This is a genomic window from Enterobacter sp. MG-EB028 (assembly GCF_056673305.1).
Map to the genome: position 1 here is coordinate 4,200,819 of NZ_CP195079.1, position 22,591 is coordinate 4,223,409.

At 56.5% G+C, this 22,591-nt stretch carries 23 protein-coding genes; 9 read left to right on the forward strand and 14 right to left on the reverse strand.

The window, feature by feature from the left end:
- The first annotated feature begins 28 nt into the window (after positions 1–28).
- From ACR42C_RS19900 to dolP, 4 genes are read left to right on the forward strand one after another with little or no spacing between them, the layout of a single operon-like run.
- The gene (locus tag ACR42C_RS19900) at positions 29–2,176 is read left to right on the forward strand and encodes a penicillin-binding protein activator (RefSeq protein WP_479984492.1); all 2,148 of its coding nucleotides are present in this window, start codon (positions 29–31) and stop codon (positions 2,174–2,176) included.
- Positions 2,134–2,529 (forward strand): YraN family protein, encoded by a 396-nt coding sequence (locus tag ACR42C_RS19905; protein WP_028014533.1) that lies wholly within the window; start codon positions 2,134–2,136, stop codon positions 2,527–2,529. The genes ACR42C_RS19900 and ACR42C_RS19905 overlap by 43 nt, the downstream gene beginning before the upstream one ends.
- A gap of 21 nt (positions 2,530–2,550) precedes the next feature.
- Positions 2,551–3,141, forward strand: coding sequence for a DnaA initiator-associating protein DiaA (diaA, locus tag ACR42C_RS19910; RefSeq protein WP_003861754.1), 591 nt, complete (start codon positions 2,551–2,553; stop codon positions 3,139–3,141).
- 9 nt (positions 3,142–3,150) lie between these two features.
- Positions 3,151–3,726, forward strand: coding sequence for a division/outer membrane stress-associated lipid-binding lipoprotein (gene dolP / locus ACR42C_RS19915; RefSeq protein ID WP_028014534.1), 576 nt, complete (start codon positions 3,151–3,153; stop codon positions 3,724–3,726).
- 50 nt (positions 3,727–3,776) lie between these two features.
- On the opposite strand, the gene ACR42C_RS19920 is transcribed toward dolP, so the two are convergent.
- Both ACR42C_RS19920 and ACR42C_RS19925 read right to left on the reverse strand, forming a co-directional pair.
- Complete coding sequence (locus ACR42C_RS19920; RefSeq protein WP_316379869.1) at positions 3,777–4,814, reverse strand: permease; 1,038 nt, start codon at positions 4,812–4,814, stop codon at positions 3,777–3,779.
- A gap of 40 nt (positions 4,815–4,854) precedes the next feature.
- Positions 4,855–5,499, reverse strand: a complete 645-nt coding sequence (locus ACR42C_RS19925) for an NAD(P)H-binding protein (protein WP_320720944.1) — start codon at positions 5,497–5,499, stop codon at positions 4,855–4,857.
- Between the two features lie 128 nt (positions 5,500–5,627).
- Between ACR42C_RS19925 and ACR42C_RS19930 the strand changes: the two genes are divergently transcribed.
- Positions 5,628–6,146, forward strand: a complete 519-nt coding sequence (locus ACR42C_RS19930) for a type 1 glutamine amidotransferase domain-containing protein (RefSeq protein ID WP_316379867.1) — start codon at positions 5,628–5,630, stop codon at positions 6,144–6,146.
- Here ACR42C_RS19930 and ACR42C_RS19935 read toward each other — a convergent pair.
- The gene (locus tag ACR42C_RS19935) at positions 6,126–6,560 is read right to left on the reverse strand and encodes a YhbP family protein (RefSeq protein ID WP_116342251.1); all 435 of its coding nucleotides are present in this window, start codon (positions 6,558–6,560) and stop codon (positions 6,126–6,128) included. The genes ACR42C_RS19930 and ACR42C_RS19935 overlap by 21 nt on opposite strands.
- Positions 6,561–6,574: 14 nt before the next feature.
- Here ACR42C_RS19935 and ACR42C_RS19940 point away from each other — a divergent pair, with 14 nt between their 5' ends.
- On the forward strand, positions 6,575–6,904 hold the full coding sequence (locus ACR42C_RS19940; RefSeq protein WP_045260079.1) for a GIY-YIG nuclease family protein: 330 nt from the start codon (positions 6,575–6,577) through the stop codon (positions 6,902–6,904).
- Here the strand turns inward: ACR42C_RS19940 and ACR42C_RS19945 are convergent.
- Together ACR42C_RS19945 and ubiT are read right to left on the reverse strand one after the other, a co-directional pair.
- A complete protein-coding gene (locus ACR42C_RS19945) occupies positions 6,891–7,394 on the reverse strand; it encodes a GNAT family N-acetyltransferase (RefSeq protein WP_028014540.1) in 504 nt (167 codons plus the stop codon). The two genes, ACR42C_RS19940 and ACR42C_RS19945, sit on opposite strands and share 14 nt — an antisense overlap.
- A complete protein-coding gene (gene ubiT, locus ACR42C_RS19950) occupies positions 7,388–7,912 on the reverse strand; it encodes a ubiquinone anaerobic biosynthesis accessory factor UbiT (protein WP_028014541.1) in 525 nt (174 codons plus the stop codon). Before ubiT ends, ACR42C_RS19945 begins: the two co-directional genes overlap by 7 nt.
- A 211-nt stretch (positions 7,913–8,123) precedes the next feature.
- Between ubiT and ubiU the strand changes: the two genes are divergently transcribed.
- The 3 genes from ubiU to ACR42C_RS19965 all read left to right on the forward strand — a co-directional run bounded on the left by ubiU (position 8,124) and on the right by ACR42C_RS19965 (position 11,091).
- On the forward strand, positions 8,124–9,119 hold the full coding sequence (gene ubiU / locus ACR42C_RS19955; protein ID WP_042715087.1) for a ubiquinone anaerobic biosynthesis protein UbiU: 996 nt from the start codon (positions 8,124–8,126) through the stop codon (positions 9,117–9,119).
- A gap of 7 nt (positions 9,120–9,126) precedes the next feature.
- The gene (locus ACR42C_RS19960) at positions 9,127–10,005 is read left to right on the forward strand and encodes a U32 family peptidase (RefSeq protein WP_316379864.1); all 879 of its coding nucleotides are present in this window, start codon (positions 9,127–9,129) and stop codon (positions 10,003–10,005) included.
- A 78-nt stretch (positions 10,006–10,083) separates the two neighbouring features.
- Entirely contained in the window at positions 10,084–11,091 is a 1,008-nt protein-coding gene (locus ACR42C_RS19965) for a luciferase-like monooxygenase (RefSeq protein WP_479984493.1), read from the forward strand.
- A gap of 95 nt (positions 11,092–11,186) precedes the next feature.
- Here the strand turns inward: ACR42C_RS19965 and mtr are convergent, their stop codons facing one another.
- From mtr to infB, 9 genes are all read right to left on the reverse strand, one after another.
- Positions 11,187–12,431 carry a tryptophan permease gene (mtr, locus tag ACR42C_RS19970; RefSeq protein ID WP_320720943.1) on the reverse strand — a complete coding sequence of 415 codons (1,245 nt, stop codon included), beginning with the start codon at positions 12,429–12,431 and terminating at the stop codon, positions 11,187–11,189.
- 141 nt (positions 12,432–12,572) lie between these two features.
- Positions 12,573–14,468: a DEAD/DEAH family ATP-dependent RNA helicase gene (locus tag ACR42C_RS19975; RefSeq protein ID WP_116342259.1), complete on the reverse strand. Its 1,896-nt coding sequence runs from the start codon at positions 14,466–14,468 to the stop codon at positions 12,573–12,575.
- Positions 14,461–14,541, reverse strand: a complete 81-nt coding sequence (gene yrbN, locus ACR42C_RS19980) for a protein YrbN (protein ID WP_100122156.1) — start codon at positions 14,539–14,541, stop codon at positions 14,461–14,463. The genes ACR42C_RS19975 and yrbN overlap by 8 nt, the downstream gene beginning before the upstream one ends.
- Positions 14,542–14,648: 107 nt before the next feature.
- The gene (nlpI, locus tag ACR42C_RS19985; RefSeq protein WP_061096959.1) at positions 14,649–15,533 is read right to left on the reverse strand and encodes a lipoprotein NlpI; all 885 of its coding nucleotides are present in this window, start codon (positions 15,531–15,533) and stop codon (positions 14,649–14,651) included.
- Between the two features lie 108 nt (positions 15,534–15,641).
- Positions 15,642–17,780, reverse strand: coding sequence for a polyribonucleotide nucleotidyltransferase (gene pnp / locus ACR42C_RS19990; RefSeq protein WP_116342261.1), 2,139 nt, complete (start codon positions 17,778–17,780; stop codon positions 15,642–15,644).
- A gap of 242 nt (positions 17,781–18,022) precedes the next feature.
- Positions 18,023–18,292 carry a 30S ribosomal protein S15 gene (gene rpsO / locus ACR42C_RS19995; protein WP_003861789.1) on the reverse strand — a complete coding sequence of 90 codons (270 nt, stop codon included), beginning with the start codon at positions 18,290–18,292 and terminating at the stop codon, positions 18,023–18,025.
- Between the two features lie 154 nt (positions 18,293–18,446).
- On the reverse strand, positions 18,447–19,397 hold the full coding sequence (gene truB, locus ACR42C_RS20000; RefSeq protein ID WP_116342263.1) for a tRNA pseudouridine(55) synthase TruB: 951 nt from the start codon (positions 19,395–19,397) through the stop codon (positions 18,447–18,449).
- Positions 19,397–19,801, reverse strand: a complete 405-nt coding sequence (gene rbfA / locus ACR42C_RS20005; RefSeq protein WP_041907887.1) for a 30S ribosome-binding factor RbfA — start codon at positions 19,799–19,801, stop codon at positions 19,397–19,399. Before rbfA ends, truB begins: the two co-directional genes overlap by 1 nt.
- Positions 19,802–19,903: 102 nt before the next feature.
- The gene (infB, locus tag ACR42C_RS20010) at positions 19,904–22,591 is read right to left on the reverse strand and encodes a translation initiation factor IF-2 (protein WP_116342265.1); all 2,688 of its coding nucleotides are present in this window, start codon (positions 22,589–22,591) and stop codon (positions 19,904–19,906) included.

Consider the following 22,591-nt stretch of genomic DNA (forward strand, 5'->3'; position numbering starts at 1 on the left):
TTGCGTAAAAAAAATCACTGGATACAGTATGGTACCGTTAACGTTTCTTCGAAAAAAAGCCACGCGCAGCGTGCCGCTTCTGCTGGCAGCCCTGATCTTTGCAGGCTGTGGCACCCAGGCACCTGACCAGAGCACCGCCCATCTTCAGGGCTCCGCTCAGGCTGATTCTGGCTTTTATCTGCAACAAATGTCGCAGAGTACAAATGATACCAGGATCAACTGGCAATTACTCGCCATTCGTGCACTGCTGAAAGAGGGGAAAACCCAGCAGGCTGCCGAGCTGTTCGGCCAACTGCCGAAAGAGCTTAACGATACCCAGCGTCTTGAGCAGAGCCTGCTCTCTGCCGAGCTGAAGGTCGCGCAGAAAGACTATCAGAGCGCGAAAAAGATCCTGGGGAGCATCGACCTGAGCGCGCTGGATAAAAACCAGCAGGCGCGCTTCTGGCAGGCGGGCATCACCGCTGAACAGGGGCGTCCTTCCCTGACCCTGCTGCGCGCCTTGATTGCCCAGGAGCCGCTGCTCGCCGGGGCCGACAAGCAGAAAAACATTGATGCCACCTGGCAGGCACTTGCCTCGATGACCCAGGATCAGGCAAAGGCGCTGGTCATCAACGCGGACGAAAACGTGCTGCAGGGCTGGCTGGATCTGCAGCAGATGTGGTTTAACAACCGCAGCGATCCAAAAATGCTGAAAGCCGGTATTACCGACTGGCAGACCCGTTACCCGCAGAACCCGGGGGCGAAAATGCTGCCAACCCAGCTGGTAAACGTGCAGAACTTTAAGCCAGCATCGACCAGCAAAATCGCGCTGCTTCTGCCGCTAAATGGCCAGGCGGCCGTGTTTGGCCGTACGATTCAACAGGGCTTTGAAGCGGCGAAAAACGGCACCTCGCCGGTGACGGGCAGTGCGGTACCGGTACAGGCGGCCCAGGCGGCCAACGTAAACGACGTTGTCAGCCCCTCCGCCGCAGAGACCAGTGACCTGACCACGGCGCAAACGCCGGCGCAGGGCACAATGCAAAACCCGGTTACCGCACCGACTACCCCACCAGCTACAGCAGCACCTGCGGCACAGCCTCCGGCTGAGACACAAGCGACGCCTGCACCTGAGGCAACAGCAGAACAGCCTCAACAGCAGCCTGTACAACCTGCATCCCAACCTGCCGCTCAGCCGCAGGCCGTGGCGACCACCAGCGCGAACCCTGGCGCTGAGCTGAAAATCTACGACACCAGTTCGAAACCGCTCGATCAGGTGCTGGCGCAGGTTCAGCAGGACGGGGCGAGCATCGTTGTCGGCCCGCTGCTGAAAAATAACGTGGAAGAGCTGATGAAGAGCAACACCACGCTGAACGTGCTGGCGCTCAACCAGCCGGAACAGGTTCAGAACCGGGCCAATATTTGCTACTTCGCGCTTTCTCCGGAAGATGAAGCCCGCGATGCGGCGCGTCATATCCACGAGCAGGGTAAACAGGCTCCGCTGCTGCTGATCCCCCGTAGTACGCTGGGCGATCGCGTGGCTAATGCCTTTGCCGACGAGTGGCAGAAGCTGGGCGGCGGCATCGTGCTGCAGCAGAAATTCGGTTCCGTTTCTGAACTGCGTGCGGGCGTCAACGGCGGGGCGGGTATTGCGCTTAACGGCAGCCCGGTTTCCGCCAGCCTGCCTCAGCAGCAGAGCGTGACCATTGGCGGGCTGACCATCCCTGCCCCACCTACCGACGCGCAGATTAGCGGTGGCGGTAAAGTGGATGCAGCCTATATCGTTGCCACGCCGCAGGAGATCGCCTTTATCAAACCGATGATTGCGATGCGTAACGGCAGCCAGAGCGGTGCAACGCTCTACGCCAGCTCCCGCAGCGCGCAAGGTACTGCGGGCCCGGATTTTCGTCTGGAAATGGACGGCCTGCAGTACAGTGAAATTCCAATGCTGGCGGGCAGCAACCCGGCGCTGATGCAGCAGGCGCTAAGCTCCGTACGTAACGACTACTCTCTGGCGCGTCTGTATGCGATGGGCGTCGATGCATGGGCGCTGGCGAACCACTTCACCCAGATGCGTCAGGTGCCGGGCTTTGAGCTTAACGGCAACACCGGCGATCTGACCGCGACGCAGGACTGCGTGATTAACAGGAAGTTATCATGGCTCAAATACCAGCAGGGGCAAATCGTCCCGGCCAGTTAAGCCGTAAAGAGACTGGCGATGCGTGGGAGTTAAAAGCGCGTCGCTGGCTTGAAGGCAAAGGACTGCGCTTTATCGCCGCTAACGTCCGCGGGCGCGGCGGCGAAATTGATCTGATCATGAAAGACGGTCAGGTGATTGTGTTTGTAGAAGTCCGCTTTCGACAGTCTTCCCGTTTTGGCGGTGCTGCCGCCAGCGTGACGCTCGCCAAACAACATAAATTATTACAGACTGCCCACTTGTGGCTTGCCCGCCATAATGGGAGCTTTGATACTGTGGATTGCCGTTTCGATGTGATAGCCTTCACCGGAAATGAGATCGAATGGCTTAAAAACGCTTTTGGCGAAGACGCATAATTAAGATTTAAAAGGGATAACGTGCTCGAAAGAATTAAAGTGTGCTTCACAGAAAGCATCCAGACTCAGATTGCCGCGGCGGAAGCCCTTCCGGACGCGATCTCTCGCGCTGCAATGACGCTGGTGCAATCCCTGCTTAACGGCAACAAAATCCTCTGTTGTGGCAACGGAACCTCAGCCGCCAACGCACAGCATTTTGCTGCCAGCATGATCAATCGCTTTGAAACAGAACGCCCGAGTTTACCTGCCATTGCACTTAATACCGATAATGTGGTCTTAACAGCGATTGCTAACGATCGTCTGCATGACGAAATTTACGCGAAGCAGGTGCGCGCCCTGGGGCACGCCGGCGATGTGTTGCTGGCCATCTCCACGCGCGGCAACAGCCGGGACATCGTCAAAGCCGTTGAAGCCGCCGTTACCCGCGACATGACCATCGTCGCCTTAACCGGCTACGACGGCGGTGAGCTGGCGGGTCTGCTCGGGCCGCAGGATGTGGAAATCCGCATTCCGTCTCACCGTAGCGCACGTATTCAGGAGATGCATATGCTCACGGTGAACTGCTTATGCGATTTGATCGATAACACGCTTTTCCCTCACCAGGATGATTAAGGAGTTTTTATGAAGGCTTTATCGACCCTCGCAGTCCTTATGTCTGCATTACTGCTTCAGGGATGTATTGCTGCGGCCGTTGTGGGTACCGCTGCAGTGGGCACCAAAGCGGCGACCGATCCGCGCTCTGTGGGCACACAGGTGGATGACGGTACGCTGGAGCTGCGGGTCAACAGCGCGCTGTCGAAAGACGAACAAATCAAGAAAGAAGCGCGTATCAACGTGACGGCTTATCAGGGCAAAGTCCTGCTGACGGGCCAGGCACCGAATACCGAGCTCTCCAGCCGCGCGAAGCAGATCGCAATGGGCGTTGAGGGCACCACGGAAGTCTTCAACGAAATCCGCCAGGGTCAGCCAATCAGCCTTGGGACCGCGTCGTCTGACACATGGATCACCACCAAAGTCCGCTCCCAGCTGCTGGGCTCAGACCAGGTGAAATCCTCAAATGTGAAGGTAACGACCGAAAATGGTGAAGTGTTCCTGCTGGGTCTGGTGACCGACCGTGAAGGGAAAGCGGCGGCGGATATCGCCAGCCGGGTGAGCGGCGTGAAGCACGTCACCACCGCGTTTACCTACATTAAGTAATCCACACCTGACTGAAGGCCCGGTGAGCGCGAGCGCCACCGGGCTTTTTTTTACATCAACGCAATACCCCCGACAATCACCCCGCTCAGCGCCACCAGCCCCGCCGTCAGCCACAGCGCTTTCGCCGGGAAAGACTTACGCAGCATGATGAGCGACGGCAGGCTGATTGCCGGCAAGGTGATAAGCAGCGCCAGCGCCGGTGCGGTACCCATACCGGCCAGCATCATGGTCTGGACAATCGGGATCTCCGCCGCCGTGGGGATCACAAACAGGCAGCCTGCAACGGCCATTGCAATCACCCACATCAGCGTGTTGTCGATCACGCCATCCGCATGCGGGAAGAGCCAGACGCGCGCGGCGCCCAGAACCAGGACCGCCAGGATATAGACCGGAATGGTGCTCCAGAAAAGCTGCCACAGCGCCTTACCCCAGCGAGTAAAGAAACCGCCCTGCGGTTCGCTGACGTCCAGCCCAACGGCTGCGGGTTCGACGGCAGTATCCTTCACCAGCTTTTGCACCAGCGTCGCCACCACCAGCACCGTCAGCAGCCCGGCAACCAGACGGATAGCGGCAAAATGCCAGCCGAGCACAAAGCCCATAAACACCAGCGTCGCCGGATTGAGAAGCGGGTTCCCCATCCAGAACGCCAGCGCACCGCCCATGGATACGCGCTGGCGGCGCATACCCGCCGCAACTGGTGCGGCACAGCAGGAGCACATCATGCCCGGCAGGGAGAAAATCGTGCCCAGCAGCGTGCCCTGAAAGCGCGGTTGACCGAGAGTTTTCACCAGCCAGTTACGCGGGATAAGCACCTGAATCAGCGATCCCAGGATCACCCCTAAGACGGCAGCTTTCCACACCGCGAGGAAGTAGACCATGGCGTAATCCCACGCCGCCTTCAGCGGGCTGGCATCAGCCTGAACGAGAATAGATTTACCGATGCTGTGCGTTTCGGCAGCGGTGAAGGCTTTGCCGTAGTACGGCTGCCATTTCACATACCAGAGGCCAATGATGACCACGAGAAAGAAGAGTGCGGGCTTCCACCATTGGACAGGTGTTGCCGCCTGAGATGAAGACTGACCAGTCATACCATTCCCCGGAGAGTGTTATTTAATAAGCCGGAGAAGTTTACGCCTCGCCCTGCGCGATTTCACGCAGTTTTGCCGAAGGGATGATATTGACGCCCTCCTGCGACGGTGCCAGCGCCTCTTTCAGCATCGCCTGCGCGACGTCCCGCGCCTCAATGGACTTCCAGTTACCCGGCAGGATGCGAAACAGCGGGGCGAAAAAGGATTCGTTAAAACGCCGTTCGTCGCGGTGCCCCATCAGCATCGAAGGCCGCACGATTGTCAGACGCTCCCACTTCTGGGCAATCAGCGCCTCTTCCATTTTGCCCTTCACCTGATTGTAAAAAAACGGCGAGCCGGTGCTGGCGCCGTGCGAGCTGACCACCAGGAAATGTTTTGCCCCCAGCTTTTTCGCCGTCATGGCTGTGTCCACCACCAGCGTGTAGTCCGCATGAACAAAGGCTTCTTTACTGCCCGCCTCACGCCGCGTCGTGCCCAGGCAGCAAAAGGCGATATCTATCGGGTCCTGCACCTGCGCCAGCGCGTCGGTGAGCTGGGGGTCATGCGGGTTAAAGACGCCGGAGATGTCCAACAGCGGGCGACGCGTCGGTGCGGCGATGTAGTTAATATGGCGGTCCTGGATCAGCAGCCGCAGCAGATGCCCGCCCACCAGCCCGGTTGCGCCTGTAATCAGTACCTGACTCATCTTATCCCCTTTACAGAATTGTCCGTTTGCGAACTCAGCGTGGTCGACCACACTTAGAAGTCTGTTACAGGTAAGTATTTACCACAAGCGGAGAAAAATCAGTCTGAAGCCAAAACAACGGAGGAAGCATGGGCAAGAAAATCGCAGTCTTGATTACCGACGAGTTTGAAGATTCAGAATTCACCTCTCCTGCAGAGGCGTTCCGCAAGGCGGGACACGAGGTTATCACCATTGAGAAAGAGGCAGGCAAAACGGTGAAAGGCCATAAGGGCGAAGCGACCGTGACCATCAATGAATCCATCGATAACGTTAGCCCGTCAGATTTCGACGCCCTGCTGCTGCCAGGCGGCCATTCACCGGATTCCCTGCGCGGGGACGAGCGCTTCGTGACTTTTACCCGGGACTTTGTCTCTACCGGCAAACCGGTCTTTGCCATCTGTCACGGCCCGCAGCTGCTCATCAGCGCGGAGGTTGTTCGCGGGCGTAAGCTTACCGCCGTGAAACCGATCGTTATCGATCTGAAAAATGCAGGGGCCGAGTTTTACGATCAGGAGGTGGTCAATGACAACGACCAGCTGATCACCAGCCGGACCCCGGACGATCTTCCGGCGTTTAACCGCGAAGCGCTACGCCTGCTCGGCGCGTAACCAGTGCAGCTTCTTGCCAAAGCCCAGGGTGTTGTCGGTAAATTTCAGCTCATCGAGGCGGATTTCCCACACCGGGGCTTTTAGCGCAGCGGCAACCGGGAAGCGGCGCGTGTAGTGCTTACGGCGCGCGTCGCTCTCTTCTCCGTCCAGGCGACGGATTTCCCCTTTAAACTGTACCCCACGGATCAGCGCGACCGTTTTCGGCTGGCCATTTACCGTGCCCGCGACTTTTGCCTGCTGACCGGTCATCTGCGCATGACGCGTTTTGTCTTCGCTCATGACGTAAAAAGCGACGCGCTCCGGATCGTAGTAGTAAAACGCGTTGGCGCACCACATCTCACCCTCGTTGTAGACGCACCAGGTGACAACATGCTGCTTCGCCAGCCAGCGGTTAATGGCGGCCAGTGTTTCCATTTTCGTTCTCTCTCATGCTATGGTGCGTTCACCTTAACATACTGAATCTGTTTACCGTGTGCTGGTTTCTCTATCTTGTCCGAACCGCTGATAACGCACTCTACACCGGGATCACCACCGATGTGGCGCGGCGTTTTTTACAACATCAAACGGGAAAAGGGGCAAAAGCGCTGCGGGGGAAAGGCGAACTGCAGCTGGCTTTTTCCGCCGCCGTGGGGGACAGATCGCTGGCGCTCAGGCTGGAGTACCGCATTAAGCAGCTGACGAAGCGCCAGAAAGAGCGCCTCGTAACCGGAGACGGCTCCTTTGAGGCGCTACGCGAGAGCCTGATTAAAAGCGATTGAAATGGTCGTGGTAGTCCACCAGACCATTTACGCCGTTCAGGGCATCATCCGCCAGGCGATGCACCTGGAAGGCGGATTCGGTACCCGGCCAGCGGCAGCGCAGATCGTAATGCGCGGCCTGCTCGAAGCCTAAACGGCCATAGAATGCCGGATCGCCCAGCGTGACCACGGCGGCATAGCCAAACTCATTAAGCGAGTCCAGCCCTTCATAGACCAGCTGGCGCGCCAGGCCCTGCCCGCGGTAGTTTTCATCTACCGCCAGCGGTGCCATGCCCACCCACTGAAGATCTTCACCCTGAACGATCACCGGGCTGAAGGCCACATAGCCGACAACCTGACCTTCGTCATCGGTGGCAACCAGCCCCAGCGTGATCAGGCCGTCTTCACGGAGATCGTGGACCAGTTGGGCTTCCGCATCGCTCTCAAAAGCGCGGCGTAATAACGCATCGATACCCGGTGCATCAATCCCAATTTCGACTCGAATCAGCATGGCTCACCTACTGAAGTGTGTTTACTGTCCGGCGGGGATTTCAGCCCCGCCTCAACGAAATCTGCCATTTGCATCAACATCACGCGCAGCGCTTTCGGCATCTGCTCCAGCTCAATGGCATCCATTAAATTCTTAACGTACAGGCCAAGCTCCGTGTCGCCCTCAATCACCAGACGGCGCTGGAAGAAGAGCGTATCCGGATCCTGCTTGCGCGCGGCAATCATCAGCAGGTCGCTGGCGTTGGCGCTAAAGCTCACATCCGCCTCGGCGGACTCACGAACGATCAGCTGGTCGTTCTCAACCGAAGTAAACCAGCGCAGCCCGATGTCACGAACCTCAATGCTTAACCAGCGGCCTTCCAGAAACTCCAGTTCACCGTCCTGCAGCGCCTGACGGAACTGCCAGCTCAGGACCTGCTCCAGCACCTGGCGTTTAAGCGCGAACGGCGCCAGCCTGACCGGCACGCTCAGCATTGATGGACCGAATTGTACGAGACGTGAACGCAGTTTATCCAGCACGAGCTTTACTCCCTGATAGCTATAGTCCCGCTATTTTGCCATATCCGAAGCGCAACATAGCGGCGTAAATCAACAAACTGTCGTCCGACGTACCTCATTATTGGTGCCATCAATACGCCATTAGCTGCCTTAAATCAAAAATTGTCGCGTATGGGTTAATTAAAATCCCAGCTCGTTAACAATTTTGCTATCGACTACATCAGGATAATTTATGGAGCTGCTCTGCCCTGCCGGAAACCTTCCGGCGCTTAAGGCGGCCATCGAAAATGGGGCCGATGCGGTCTATATCGGGCTGAAAGATGACACCAACGCCCGCCATTTTGCTGGCCTCAACTTTACGGAGAAAAAGCTTCAGGAAGCCGTTAACTTCGTTCATCAGCACCGCCGAAAGCTGCATATTGCTATCAATACGTTTGCCCATCCTGACGGTTACGCCCGCTGGCAACGCGCGGTGGATATGGCAGCACAGCTGGGTGCCGATGCGTTAATCCTGGCCGACCTCGCCATGCTTGAGTATGCGGCAGAACGCTATCCGCATATTGAGCGCCACGTCTCTGTTCAGGCATCTGCCACAAACGAAGAGGCGGTGCGTTTTTACCATCAAAACTTTGACGTAGCCCGCGTGGTGCTGCCGCGCGTGCTCTCTATTCATCAGGTTAAGCAACTCGCTCGCGTCACGCCAGTGCCGCTGGAAGTATTTGCCTTTGGTAGCCTGTGCATCATGGCAGAAGGCCGTTGCTATCTTTCTTCTTACTTAACCGGTGAATCGCCGAATACCGTCGGGGCCTGCTCCCCTGCCCGCTTCGTTCGCTGGCAGCAGACCCCTCAGGGACTGGAGTCTCGTCTGAATGAAGTGCTGATCGACCGCTATCAGGACGGTGAAAACGCGGGCTACCCGACGCTTTGCAAAGGCCGCTACCTGGTCGACGGCGAGCGCTACCACGCGCTGGAAGAGCCCACCAGCCTTAACACGCTGGAGCTGCTGCCGGAGCTGCTGGCCGCCAATATTGCCTCGGTGAAAATTGAAGGTCGCCAGCGCAGCCCGGCCTACGTGAGCCAGGTGGCGAAAGTGTGGCGTCAGGCCATTGACCGCTGCATGGCGGACCCGCAGAACTATGCCCCGCAAGCGGCGTGGATGGAGACGCTCGGATCGATGTCCGAAGGCACGCAAACCACGCTTGGCGCGTATCACCGTAAATGGCAGTGAGATAACCATGAAATATTCATTAGGGCCGGTGCTCTACTACTGGCCAAAAGAGACGCTGGAAGATTTTTACCAACAGGCTGCCACCAGCAGCGCCGATGTGATTTACCTCGGTGAGGCGGTGTGCAGCAAACGCCGCGCCACCAAAGTGGGCGACTGGCTGGATATGGCGAAAAGCCTGGCCGGGAGCGGCAAACAGGTGGTGCTTTCAACGCTCGCGCTGGTGCAGGCCTCGTCCGAACTGGGAGAGCTGAAGCGCTACGTCGAAAACGGCGAGTTTCTGCTGGAAGCGAGCGATCTGGGCGTGGTGAACATGTGCGCCGAACGCAGGCTGCCCTTTGTCGCGGGCCATGCGCTGAACTGCTATAACGCCGTCACCCTGCGCCTGCTGCTCAAACAAGGAATGATACGCTGGTGTATGCCGGTGGAGCTCTCCCGCGACTGGCTGGCAAACCTGCTGAACCAGTGCGACGAGCTGGGCATTCGCCATCAGTTTGAAGTGGAAGTGCTGAGCTACGGCCATCTGCCGCTGGCCTACTCCGCTCGCTGCTTTACCGCGCGCTCGGAAGACCGCCCGAAAGACGAATGTGAAACCTGCTGTATTAAATATCCGAACGGGCGCAGCATGCTGTCGCAGGAAAATCAGCAGGTATTTGTTCTGAACGGCATTCAGACCATGAGCGGCTATGTCTATAACCTCGGCAACGAACTGGCGTCGATGGACGGGCTGGTGGACATGGTGCGCCTGTCGCCGCTGGATACCAGCGTGTTCGCGATGCTGGACGCCTTCCGCGCCAACGAAAACGGCGCGTCGCCGCTGCCGCTGACGGCAAACAGCGACTGCAACGGTTACTGGAAACGTCTGGCCGGGCTGGAACTTCAGGCCTAAAAAAGGCTCACTTTGTTAACAACGGTTATCATTTTTTAATGCAGTATTAAAGATTGACCGTCGACAAAGTGAGCTGTTATGACTGACAAAACCATTCCGTTTTCGGTGCTGGATCTGGCGCCGATCCCTCAGGGCTCCTCCGCGCGAGAAGCCTTTTCGCACTCTCTCGATCTGGCTCAGCTCGCCGAAAAGCGTGGCTATCACCGCTACTGGCTGGCCGAGCACCACAATATGGTGGGCATCGCCAGCGCCGCTACCTCTGTACTGATTGGCTATCTGGCAGCAAATACCACCACCCTGCACCTGGGCTCCGGTGGCGTAATGCTGCCGAACCACGCCCCGCTGGTGATTGCCGAGCAGTTTGGCACCCTGAATACCCTCTATCCGGGGCGTATTGATTTGGGTCTTGGTCGTGCGCCGGGCTGCGACCAGCCGACCATGCGCGCCCTGCGCCGCCATATGAGCGGCGATATCGACAACTTCCCGCGCGACGTGGCCGAGCTGGTGGACTGGTTCGACGCACGCGACCCGAACCCACACGTGCGCCCGGTACCGGGCTACGGCGAGAAGATCCCGGTGTGGCTGTTAGGCTCAAGCCTCTACAGTGCACAGCTCGCCGCACAGCTGGGGCTGCCGTTTGCGTTCGCCTCCCACTTCGCGCCGGATATGCTGCATCAGGCGCTGCATCTCTACCGCACGAACTTCAAACCGTCCGAGCGTCTTGAGAAACCGTACGCGATGGTGTGCATCAACATCATTGCCGCCGACAGCAACCGCGACGCGGAATTCCTGTTTACCTCAATGCAACAGGCGTTTGTGAAGCTGCGTCGCGGTGAGACGGGCCAGCTTCCGCCGCCGGTGGAGAATATGCATCAGCTGTGGTCCGCCTCCGAGCAGTACGGAGTGCAGCAGGCGCTGAGCATGTCGCTGGTGGGCGATAAGGCAAAAGTGCGTCACGGGCTGGAAGCGGTGCTGCGTGAAACGCAGGCGGATGAAATTATGGTTAACGGCCAGATTTTCGATCACCAGGCGCGCTTGCACTCGTTTGATTTGGCGATGCAGGTGAAAGAGGAGTTGGTAGGGTAGTTTTTTGCCGGATGGCGGCTTCGCCTTATCCGGCCTACGGTTTTCTCCCTCTCCCACCGGGAGAGGGTCGGGGTGAGGGGATCAGGCCGCACGATTTACTGATACACCGGCAACAGATTAAAGCTCGACAGCACGTGGACCACCGCGTTACCTACCCCAAACACCAGGATCAGGGCAATCATCGGCTTTCCACCCCAGACGCGGAATTTTGGACTGCCGAAGCGTTGACGTGATTTACGCGCCAGCAGCGCCGGCACAATCGCAGCCCAGATGGTTGCCGCCAGTCCTGCATAGCCGATGGCGTACAGGAAGCCGTTCGGCCACAGCAAACCGCCCACAATCGGCGGCAGGAAGGTCAGCAGCGCGGTCTTGAAGCGCCCAAGCGCGGAATCATCAAAGCTGAACAGATCCGCCAGGTAGTCAAACAGGCCCAGCGTAACGCCCAGGAAAGAACTCGCCACCGCAAAGTTGGAGAAGACCACCAGCAACAGATCCAGGCTGCGGCTGTTCAGCACGCCGCTCAGGGCCTGCACCAGCACGTCGATGTTACCGCCCTTCTGCGCAATGCCGATAAATTCCGGACGCGGGATGTTACCCATCGTCCCCAGCAGCCAAATCACATACAGCCCCAGCGCCAGCAGCGTGCCGTAGACGAGGCATTTCACGATGATGCGCGGATCCTTGCCGTAGTACTTCATCAGGCTCGGCACGTTACCGTGGTAGCCAAACGATGCCAGACAGAACGGCAGCGTCATCAGCAGGTACGGCGTGTAGGAGGTGTTCACTTCCGCGACGTTAAACAGCGTGGCGGGCGTGACGTGCCCCAGCAGGCTGCCGAAGGTCAGGAAGAAGGTGATGACCTTAGCGCCCAGCACGATGGCCGTCATGCGGCTCACCGCTTTGGTACTCATCCAGACGATAAACGCCACGCCCAGGGCAAAGCACAGCCCGGCCAGACGCGCCGGAACGTTCAGCGACATTTCAGCAAAGGTATGATGCAGAATCGAGCCGCTCGCCGAAATATACGCGTAGGTCAGAATGTAGAGCACAAACGCGATGGAAAGGCCGTTCACCAGGTTCCAGCCTTTGCCCAGCAGATCTTTGGTGATGGTGTCGAAGCTGGAGCCAATGCGGTAATTCAGGTTTGCTTCAAGGATCATCAGCCCGGAATGAAGCATGCAGAACCAGGTAAAGACCAGCGCCGCCAGCGACCAGAAGAACCACGCACCGGACATGACCACGGGCAGGGAGAACATCCCGGCACCGATAATGGTTCCGCCGATGATCACCACGCCGCCAAGCAGCGAAGGTGACGTTTGGGTGGTGGTTAGTGTCGCCATACAGCCTTGTCTCCAGTTAATCATGCGGTTCTGCATTTTAGTGTGACGCACTGTACCAGTACAAGAGTACAAAGGGAATAAAAAAAGCCCCGATAGCGTGTATCGGGGCTGTATATTTTACTTTACGTAGGTGCGTAAGACTTACGCGTCACCGAAACGACGACGGCTGGTGCCTTCTTCACGGCGCGGGCCACGGTTTTCGCGGCGTTCGCCGGAGAAACGACGACCTTCGCCACCGCGACCTTCGCTGCGGCCGCCTTCACGACGCTCGCCGCCGAAACCGCGACCACCGCCACGACGTTCACCGCCGCGGTCAGGACGTGGCTGTGCATCGCCCAACAGCTGCATGTTCATCGGCTTGTTCAGGATGCGGGTGCGAGTAAAGTGCTGCAGTACTTCGCCCGGCATGCCTTTTGGCAGCTCGATGGTAGAGTGGGATGCGAACAGCTTGATGTTACCAATGTAACGGCTGCTGATGTCGCCTTCGTTAGCAATCGCGCCAACGATGTGACGAACTTCAACGCCATCATCACGGCCCACTTCAATGCGGTACAGTTCCATATCACCCGCGTCACGACGTTCACGACGTGGACGGTCTTCACCGCCACGCTCTGGACGATCGCCGCGTGGACCGCGATCGTTGCGGTCGCCACGACGTTCGAAACGATCGTCACGGTCACGGAACTCGCGCTTAGGACGCATCGGTGCATCTGGTGGCACGATCAGGCTACGTTCGCCCTGAGCCATTTTCAGCAGTGCTGCTGCCAGGGTTTCCATGTCCAGCTCTTCGCCTTCAGCGGTAGGCTGAATCTGCGACAGCAGCGCACGGTACTGATCCAGATCGCTGCTTTCCAGCTGCTGCTGGACTTTTGCGGCGAATTTTTCCAGACGGCGTTTGCCCAGCAGGTCTGCGTTTGGCAGGTCTGCTTCTGGAATGGTCAGCTTCATGGTGCGTTCAATGTTGCGCAGCAGACGACGCTCGCGGTTCTCAACGAACAGCAGCGCACGGCCAGCACGACCCGCACGACCGGTACGACCGATACGGTGAACGTAAGACTCGGAATCCATCGGAATGTCGTAGTTTACAACCAGGCTGATACGTTCAACGTCCAGACCACGTGCTGCCACGTCGGTTGCAATCAGGATATCCAGACGACCGTCTTTCAGACGCTCCAGCGTCTGCTCACGCAGGGCCTGGTTCATGTCGCCGTTCAGCGCTGCGCTGTTATAGCCGCTACGCTCCAGGGCTTCAGCCACTTCCAGGGTCGCATTTTTGGTACGCACGAAGATAATCGCCGCATCAAAATCTTCCGCTTCCAGGAAACGCACCAGCGCTTCGTTTTTACGCATGCCGTAGACAGACCAGTAGCTCTGGCTGATGTCCGGGCGAGTGGTCACGCTGGACTGAATACGCACTTCCTGCGGCTCTTTCATGAAGCGGCGGGTAATGCGACGGATCGCTTCTGGCATGGTTGCAGAGAACAGAGCGGTCTGGTGACCTTCCGGGATCTGCGCCATGATGGTTTCTACGTCTTCGATGAAGCCCATACGCAGCATTTCATCTGCTTCATCCAGTACCAGGCCGCTCAGTTTAGAGAGGTCCAGAGTACCGCGCTTCAGGTGATCCAGCAGACGGCCCGGCGTACCGACGACAATCTGCGGGCCCTGGCGCAGGGCGCGTAACTGCACGTCATAACGCTGGCCGCCGTACAGGGCTACCACGTTTACGCCGCGCATATGTTTAGAGAATTCCGTCATTGCTTCAGCAACCTGAACAGCCAGTTCACGGGTTGGAGCCAGGACGAGGATCTGCGGTGCACGCAGGTCCGGATCGATGTTGTTCAGCAGCGGCAGCGAGAACGCTGCGGTTTTACCGCTACCAGTCTGGGCCATGCCCAGCACGTCACGACCAGAGAGCAGATGCGGGATACATTCTGCCTGGATCGGAGATGGTTTTTCGTAACCCAGATCGTTAAGGGCTTCAAGGATAGGAGCCTTCAGGCCCAGATCTGCAAAAGTGGTTTCGAATTCAGCCATGTAGTACGAGTGCCTCAATGTCAATGGCGGCCAGTCTACTTAGCTCATCGTGAAAATGATTAGCAATTTTCATTGAAAAGTGTGAACCGGCTCAAAGTAGATGTATTGACGAACAACAACGCCCTCACCAGTGAAGGTGATGGCAATCAAAAGATTACGGGCTGATGTTTATGTCGTCAGCTATTGCTGGTCCGATTCTGCCAGGTCGTCTTGCTCCTGGCCCAAGAGCGATAATTCCAACAATGCATAACGGTGCTCAACGAAGTTATGTACGTTGTTAGCAACCGCTAATTTGAACAGTGCCGTAGCGCTGTCCATATCCCCCAGACTTAGGTAGTACTTACCTAAATAGAAGTTGGTTTCACTGAGATGCTCAGCGAGCGAGGTGTTATCCGTTGCGTCCGCCTTGAGGCGTTCCATCAGCGTTGCTTCGCTAATGTTGCCCAGGTAGAACTCGACAATGTTCCATCCCCACTGTTCCTTATCCGATTTATCGAAGCGCTGTTTCAGGGCTTCTTTTGCCTGCTTCTCATCGAGCTTCCGCTCAACGATGTAAAGCCACAGGCTTCGGAAAGGATCATTAGGATCGTCTTGATAAAACGCCAGCAGATCATCTTGCGCTAACTTATCACGACCGCCGTAATATAATGCGATACCGCGATTCAAGTGCGCGTAGTTGTAAGTTGGATCAAGCTCAAGTACAGAATCAAACGCTTCATAGGCAGCATCAAAATTGCCTGCCTGCGTTAAATAAATGCCTAAGTAATTGAATACTTCAGGCATATCAGGTCGGATAGCCAGCGCTTGTGAAAAATCATTTCGCGCTAATGCCCTCAGACCAAGACTATCATACAACACTCCGCGCTCATATAAAAGCTGTGCGCGTTCGTCATCGGTTAAAGCCCGACTGGCAAGTATTTGTTCCATGCGTGCCAGAATCACTTCCTGTTGCAAAGTCGGTTGCAATGGCACTGCGAGGACTTCGCTCTTACGCCAGGCAGAGTTGCTGCATCCTGCCAGCGTTAAAGCTGTCGCAACGAAACACCAGCGCAAAAAAGGCTTCATTTCCCACTCCCGAAGACAACTATTGGATGAACGTCCTGTCCCCCGGCGGCTTAACAAGGCGTCCTGCCTGATAACAGGCCCTCCGCGAAGCGGAGGGCAAATGGCAACTTACTCGCCTTGCTGTTCAGCAGCCGGAGCTTCCGGCGCCGCAGCAGGCTGAGACTGCTCGGTTGCTTCTTTAATGCTCAGACGGATACGGCCCTGGCGGTCAACTTCCAGAACTTTAACCGGTACTTCCTGGCCCATCTGCAGGTAATCGGTCACTTTCTCAACGCGCTTGTCAGCGATCTGAGAGATGTGAACCAGACCTTCTTTACCGCCACCGATGGCAACGAACGCGCCAAAGTCAACGATACGGGTCACTTTACCTGCGTAGACGCGGCCCACTTCGATTTCTGCAGTGATTTCTTCGATGCGACGGATCGCGAATTTCGCTTTCTCGCCGTCGGTTGCTGCGATCTTCACAGTACCGTCGTCTTCGATTTCGATGGTGGTGCCCGTCTCTTCGGTCAGCGCACGGATTACGGAACCGCCCTTACCGATAACGTCTTTGATCTTGTCTGGATTGATCTTGATGGTGTGAATACGCGGAGCGAATTCAGAGATATCACCGCGTGGCGCGTTGATAGCCTGTTCCATCACGCCCAGGATGTGCAGACGCGCACCTTTAGCCTGGTTCAGAGCAACCTGCATGATCTCTTTGGTGATACCTTCAATTTTGATATCCATCTGCAGCGCAGAGATACCGTCGCGGGAACCCGCCACTTTGAAGTCCATATCGCCCAGGTGGTCTTCGTCACCCAGAATGTCAGACAGAACAACGAAGTTGTCGCCTTCTTTCACCAGGCCCATTGCGATACCCGCAACGGCGGCTTTGATTGGCACGCCTGCATCCATCAGCGCCAGAGAGGCACCACACACGGAAGCCATGGAAGAAGAACCGTTGGATTCGGTGATTTCAGAAACCACACGAACGGTGTACGGGAATTTGTCTGCTTCTGGCATTACTGCCAGTACGCCGCGCTTCGCCAGACGACCGTGACCAATTTCACGACGCTTCGGCGAGCCAACCATACCGGTTTCGCCTACGGAGTACGGAGGGAAGTTGTAGTGGAACAGGAAGCTGTCAGTGCGCTCGCCCATCAGTTCGTCGATGATCTGCGCGTCACGTGCGGTACCCAAGGTCGCGGTTACCAGCGCCTGCGTTTCACCACGGGTGAACAGCGCGGAACCATGAGTACGTGGCAGTACGCCAGTACGCACGTCCAAACCACGGATCATATCTTTTTCACGGCCATCGATGCGCGGCTCGCCTGCCAGTACGCGGCTACGAACAACGTTTTTCTCGATAGCGTGCAGAATTTCGCTCAGCTCGTTAGCGTCCAGCGTTTCGTCTTCAGCGATCAGGGTGGCGATGGTTTCGTCTTTGATCGCGTCAACCTGAGCATAACGCTCCTGTTTGTCGGTGATGCGGTAAGCATCACTCAGACGAGATTCTGCCAGTGCCGCAACGCGTGCGTTCAGCGCGTCGTTTGCCGCTTCTGGCTGCCAGTCCCAACGTGGTTTACCGGCTTCTTTCACCAGGTCGTTGATGTTCTGGATAACAATCTGCTGCTGCTCGTGACCGAACACCACAGCGCCCAGCATCTGGTCTTCGCTCAGCAGTTCAGCTTCGGATTCCACCATCAGCACAGCCGCTTCGGTACCGGCAACCACCAGGTCCAGCTTACTCTCTTTCAGCTCTTCCTGAGTTGGGTTCAGCACGTACTGGTCGTTGATGTAACCGACGCGCGCGGCACCGATTGGACCATTGAATGGAATACCAGACAGTGACAGGGCAGCGGAGGCACCGATCATGGCAACGATGTCCGGGTTAACCTGTGGGTTAACGGAAACAACGGTTGCGATAACCTGCACTTCGTTAACGAAGCCTTCCGGGAACAGCGGACGAACCGGGCGGTCAATCAGACGCGCGATCAGGGTTTCGCCTTCGCTTGGACGGCCTTCACGACGGAAGAAGCCACCCGGGATTTTACCGGCAGCGTAGGTACGCTCCTGGTAGTTAACGGTCAGCGGGAAAAAGTCCTGACCTGGTTTAGCTTTTTTCTGGCCAACAACGGTAACGAATACCGCGGTGTCATCCATGCTTACCATAACGGCAGCAGTCGCCTGACGTGCCATCATGCCGGTTTCCAGCGTGACGGTATGTTGGCCATACTGGAATTTACGAACGATCGGATTCAGCAAAATTCTGTCCTTTCTTAAATGTATGACAGCACACCACCGGCGTGCTGTCGATTTAACCCGACCTTCTTCGCATCCTCGCGACTAATGACAACCGACACCCCCATGGGTGAAGCCTCTCATTAGCCGCGCGAACCTCTGCAATGAAGATCATTTATAGCAACAATACAATAGTTTCCATTGAATTGCTGCCGTCTGGTTGAAAAAAGGGGCCATCAGGCCCCCTTTTCTGAAACTCGCAAGACTTAGCGACGCAGACCCAGACGCTCGATCAGCGCGGTGTAGCGTGCAACATCTTTACGCTTCAGGTAGTCGAGCAGTTTACGACGCTGAGAAACCATGCGCAGCAGACCACGACGGCTGTGGTGATCTTTTTTGTGCTCTGCAAAGTGACCCTGCAGGTGGTTAATCTGTGCAGTCAGCAGTGCAACCTGAACTTCGGTAGAACCGCTGTCGTTAGTACCACGACCAAACTCAGAAACGATTTTAGCTTTAGCTTCAACGCTTAGAGACATTTTCAAACTCCAAAGTATAAAGAATGTAAGGGTGCCGATCTCTAATTCAGCGACCCCATGTACGCCCAGCAGATTGTTAAACAATTCACCGGACGTTAAGCGGCGATATTCTACTCGTCTCCCCTGCTTATCGCAAGGTGAGCCGTTATCGCCGTCACGCGTCGACCGGATATTCGACGACCAGACGACGCGGCGCAACGCGCCCTTCACCGTCCATTTCGCCCATACCGATGAATTTCCCTTCCTCACCTTCCGTCACGCGCACAAGCCCTTCCAGCGGTGCATCCGCCGTGCGAACCGGATTGCCGTTCTTAAAGTAAACGGACGATGTTAAAGGAAGATTAACTACCGGGAAGTCCGCAGCCGGACTGTCCATTGGCATCAGCAAAGGATCTAACAAATCTGCCGGCGCGATCCCCTGCGCTTCCGCCTGTTCAACCAGCGCGCGTAGCTGCTCAAGCGTCACCATGCGCTCCACCGGATACTTGCTGACCGCCAGACGACGCAGGTAGATCACATGCGCGCCGCAGCCCAGCTTTTCACCCAGGTCGTCGATGATGGTGCGAATATAGGTCCCTTTCGAACAGTGCACTTCCAGCTCAAGCTCATCGCCTTCGTGGCGAATGAACAGCAGCTCATACACGGTAATCGGACGGGCTTCACGCGGAACCTCGATGCCCTGGCGTGCATATTCGTAGAGTTTCTTACCCTGGTATTTCAGCGCCGAATACATCGACGGCACCTGCATCGTGTCCCCGCGGAAGCTCTCCAGCGCCGCATCAAGCTGTTCAGCGCTGAAGGTCACCGGGCGCTCTTCCACCACCTGACCATCCGCGTCGGAGGTATCCGTACGCTGGCCTAGCTTCGCGATAACGCGATAACGCTTATCCGAGTCGAGCAGGTACTGGGAAAACTTTGTCGCCTCCCCCAGGCAGACCGGCAGCATACCGGTCGCCAGCGGATCGAGCGCGCCGGTGTGGCCCGCACGGTTGGCATTAAAAATACGCTTCACTTTTTGCAGCACGTCGTTGCTGGATGCACCCTGCGGTTTATCCAGCAGCAGCACGCCATGCACGTCACGACCGCGACGACGAGGACGACTCATCAGTCCTCCTTGCTGTCGTCCGTCGGGTTAACACGACGTTCGTCGTCATGTTTCACCACGCTGGTCACCAGGTTGGACATGCGCATACCTTCAACCAGCGAGTTGTCGTAGAAGAAGGTCAGCTCTGGCACGATACGCAGGCGCATCGCTTTGCCGAGCAGAGAGCGGATAAACCCGGAGGCTTCCTGCAGTGCTTTAATGCCGTTTTTCACCGCCGCTTCGTCCTGATCGTTCAGGAAGGTCACGAACACTTTGGCATAGGCCAGGTCACGAGACATTTCCACGCCAGAGACGGTCGTCATCATACCGATACGCGGGTCTTTAATTTCGCGTTGCAGGATGAGTGCGATCTCTTTTTGCATTTCCTGCGCCACGCGCTGTGGGCGACCAAATTCTTTCGCCATAATAAATTCTCCAGACAAAAAAGGGGCTAAAAGCCCCTTTTAAAATTATTGCCGGGTGGCACGAGGCGATCCCGGCCTACATATGGACTGATCCCGACGGGATTAGTCGATGCTGCGTTGGATCTCGATGATTTCGAACACTTCGATCATATCGCCAACGCGAACGTCGTTGTAGTTCTTCACGCCGATACCACATTCCATGCCGTTACGGACTTCGTTAACGTCATCTTTGAAGCGGCGCAGGGATTCCAGCTCGCCTTCGTAGATAACCACGTTGTCACGCAGCACGCGGATTGGGTTGTGACGTTTGATGGTACCTTCGGTAACCATACAGCCCGCGATCGCGCCGAATTTCGGTGATTTGAATACGTCACGCACTTCAGCCAGACCGATGATCTGCTGTTTCAGCTCAGGAGACAGCATACCGCTCATCGCCGCTTTCACTTCGTCAATCAGGTTATAGATGACGGAGTAGTAGCGCAGATCCAGGCTTTCCGCTTCGATCACGCGGCGAGCAGATGCATCAGCACGCACGTTGAAGCCAACCAGGATGGCGTTAGAAGCTGCAGCCAGGGTCGCGTCGGTTTCGGTGATACCACCTACGCCAGAACCGATGATCTTCACTTTCACTTCGTCAGTAGACAGTTTCAGCAAGGAGTCGGAAATCGCTTCCACAGAGCCCTGAACGTCGGCTTTCAGTACAACGTTCACTTCGTGCACTTCGCCTTCGGTCATGTTCGCGAACATGTTCTCGAGTTTAGATTTCTGCTGACGAGCCAGCTTAACTTCACGGAATTTACCCTGACGATACAGAGCAACTTCACGCGCTTTCTTCTCGTCACGCACTACGGTCACTTCGTCACCCGCAGCCGGAACACCGGACAGACCCAGGATTTCCACTGGAATGGACGGACCCGCTTCCAGCACTTCCTGGCCCAGTTCGTTACGCATCGCACGAACGCGGCCGTATTCGAAGCCACACAGAACGATGTCGCCCTTGTTCAGGGTACCTTCACGAACCAGAACGGTAGCAACCGGACCACGACCTTTATCCAGGAAGGATTCGATTACCGCGCCGCTCGCCATACCATTGCGAATCGCTTTCAGCTCCAGAACTTCAGCCTGCAGCAGGATAGCGTTCAGCAGGTCGTCAATACCGGTACCCGCTTTAGCAGATACTGGGATGAACTGCGCTTCGCCGCCCCACTCTTCCGGCATAACACCGTACTGAGACAGTTCGTTCTTCACGCGATCCAGATCGGCTTCTGGTTTATCGATTTTGTTGACTGCAACAACCAAAGGCACCTGCGCCGCTTTTGCGTGCTGGATAGCTTCAATGGTCTGTGGCATGACGCCATCGTCTGCTGCAACAACCAGTACAACGATATCCGTTGCCTGAGCACCACGAGCACGCATTGAGGTGAACGCTGCGTGGCCTGGGGTATCCAGGAAGGTGATCATGCCGTTTTCAGTTTCTACGTGGTAAGCACCGATGTGCTGGGTAATACCACCCGCTTCGCCGGAGGCAACCTTCGTAGAACGAATGTAGTCGAGCAGAGAGGTTTTACCGTGGTCAACGTGACCCATGATGGTCACAACCGGTGCACGCGGTTCAGCCGCAGCGCCAGTGTCACGGTCGCTCATTACTGCTTCTTCCAGCTCGTTTTCACGACGCAGGATAACTTTGTGGCCCATCTCTTCGGCAACCAGCTGTGCGGTTTCCTGGTCGATAACCTGGTTGATGGTCGCCATTGCGCCCAGCTTCATCATCGCTTTGATGACCTGAGAGCCTTTAACCGCCATCTTATTCGCCAGATCGCCAACGGTGATGGTTTCACCAATCACAACGTCACGGTTAACCGCCTGAGCTGGCTTCTGGAAGCCCTGCTGCAGAGAAGAACCTTTACGCTTACCGCCTTTACCACCACGAACCGCTGCACGTGCTTCTTCGCGATCAGCTTTCGATTCAGCGTGTTTGTTGCCTTTCTTCGCCGGACGCGCGGCTTTTGCATTACGACCACGGCCACGACCGCCTTCTACTTCACGGTCGTTATCATCTTCAGCCTGACGCGCATGCTGAGAAGTGGTCACGTGATAGTCGCTGGTATCTTCAGTCAGTTCAGCGGTATTCACGCCATTCTTCTCGTTTTCTTCTGCCATACGGCGCGCTTCTTCAGCGACGCGGCGAGCTTCTTCTTCCAGCTTACGGCGGGCTTCTTCTTCCGCTTTACGCTTCAGCTCGGCAGCTTCATTTTCACGGCGGGCTTTTTCAGCCTGGGCGGTTTTGGTCATTTCGTCTGTCTGTTGATTGCTCACTTTGTCTTTTTCCGCAGCGTCACGCTTCACTTTATCACTGGCGTCGCGTTTCGCTTTTTCTGCGGCCTCACGTTCAGCTTTTAATTCTGCTTCACGTTTGGCGGCTGCTTCCGCCTCACGCTGAGCTTGTTCTTCCGCTTCACGCTGTGCCTGCTCTTCCGCGGCAAGGCGCTCTGCCTCTTGCGGATCACGTTTTACAAAGGTGCGCGTCTTGCGGACTTCAATTTGTACCGATTTACTTTTGCCACCGGTACCAGGGATGTTTAACGTGCTGCGCGTTTTGCGCTGCAGCGTTAACTTGTCAGGCGTAGAACCGTGTTCGCGGTTCAGATGCGTTAACAAGGTTTGTTTTTCTTGCGCGGTCACCGAGTCATCAGCGGACTTCGGGATCCCTGCATCAGCAAATTGCTGTACCAGGCGGTCCACGGAGGTCTGAATCTCAGCAGCCAGCGATTTTACAGTTACATCAGTCAT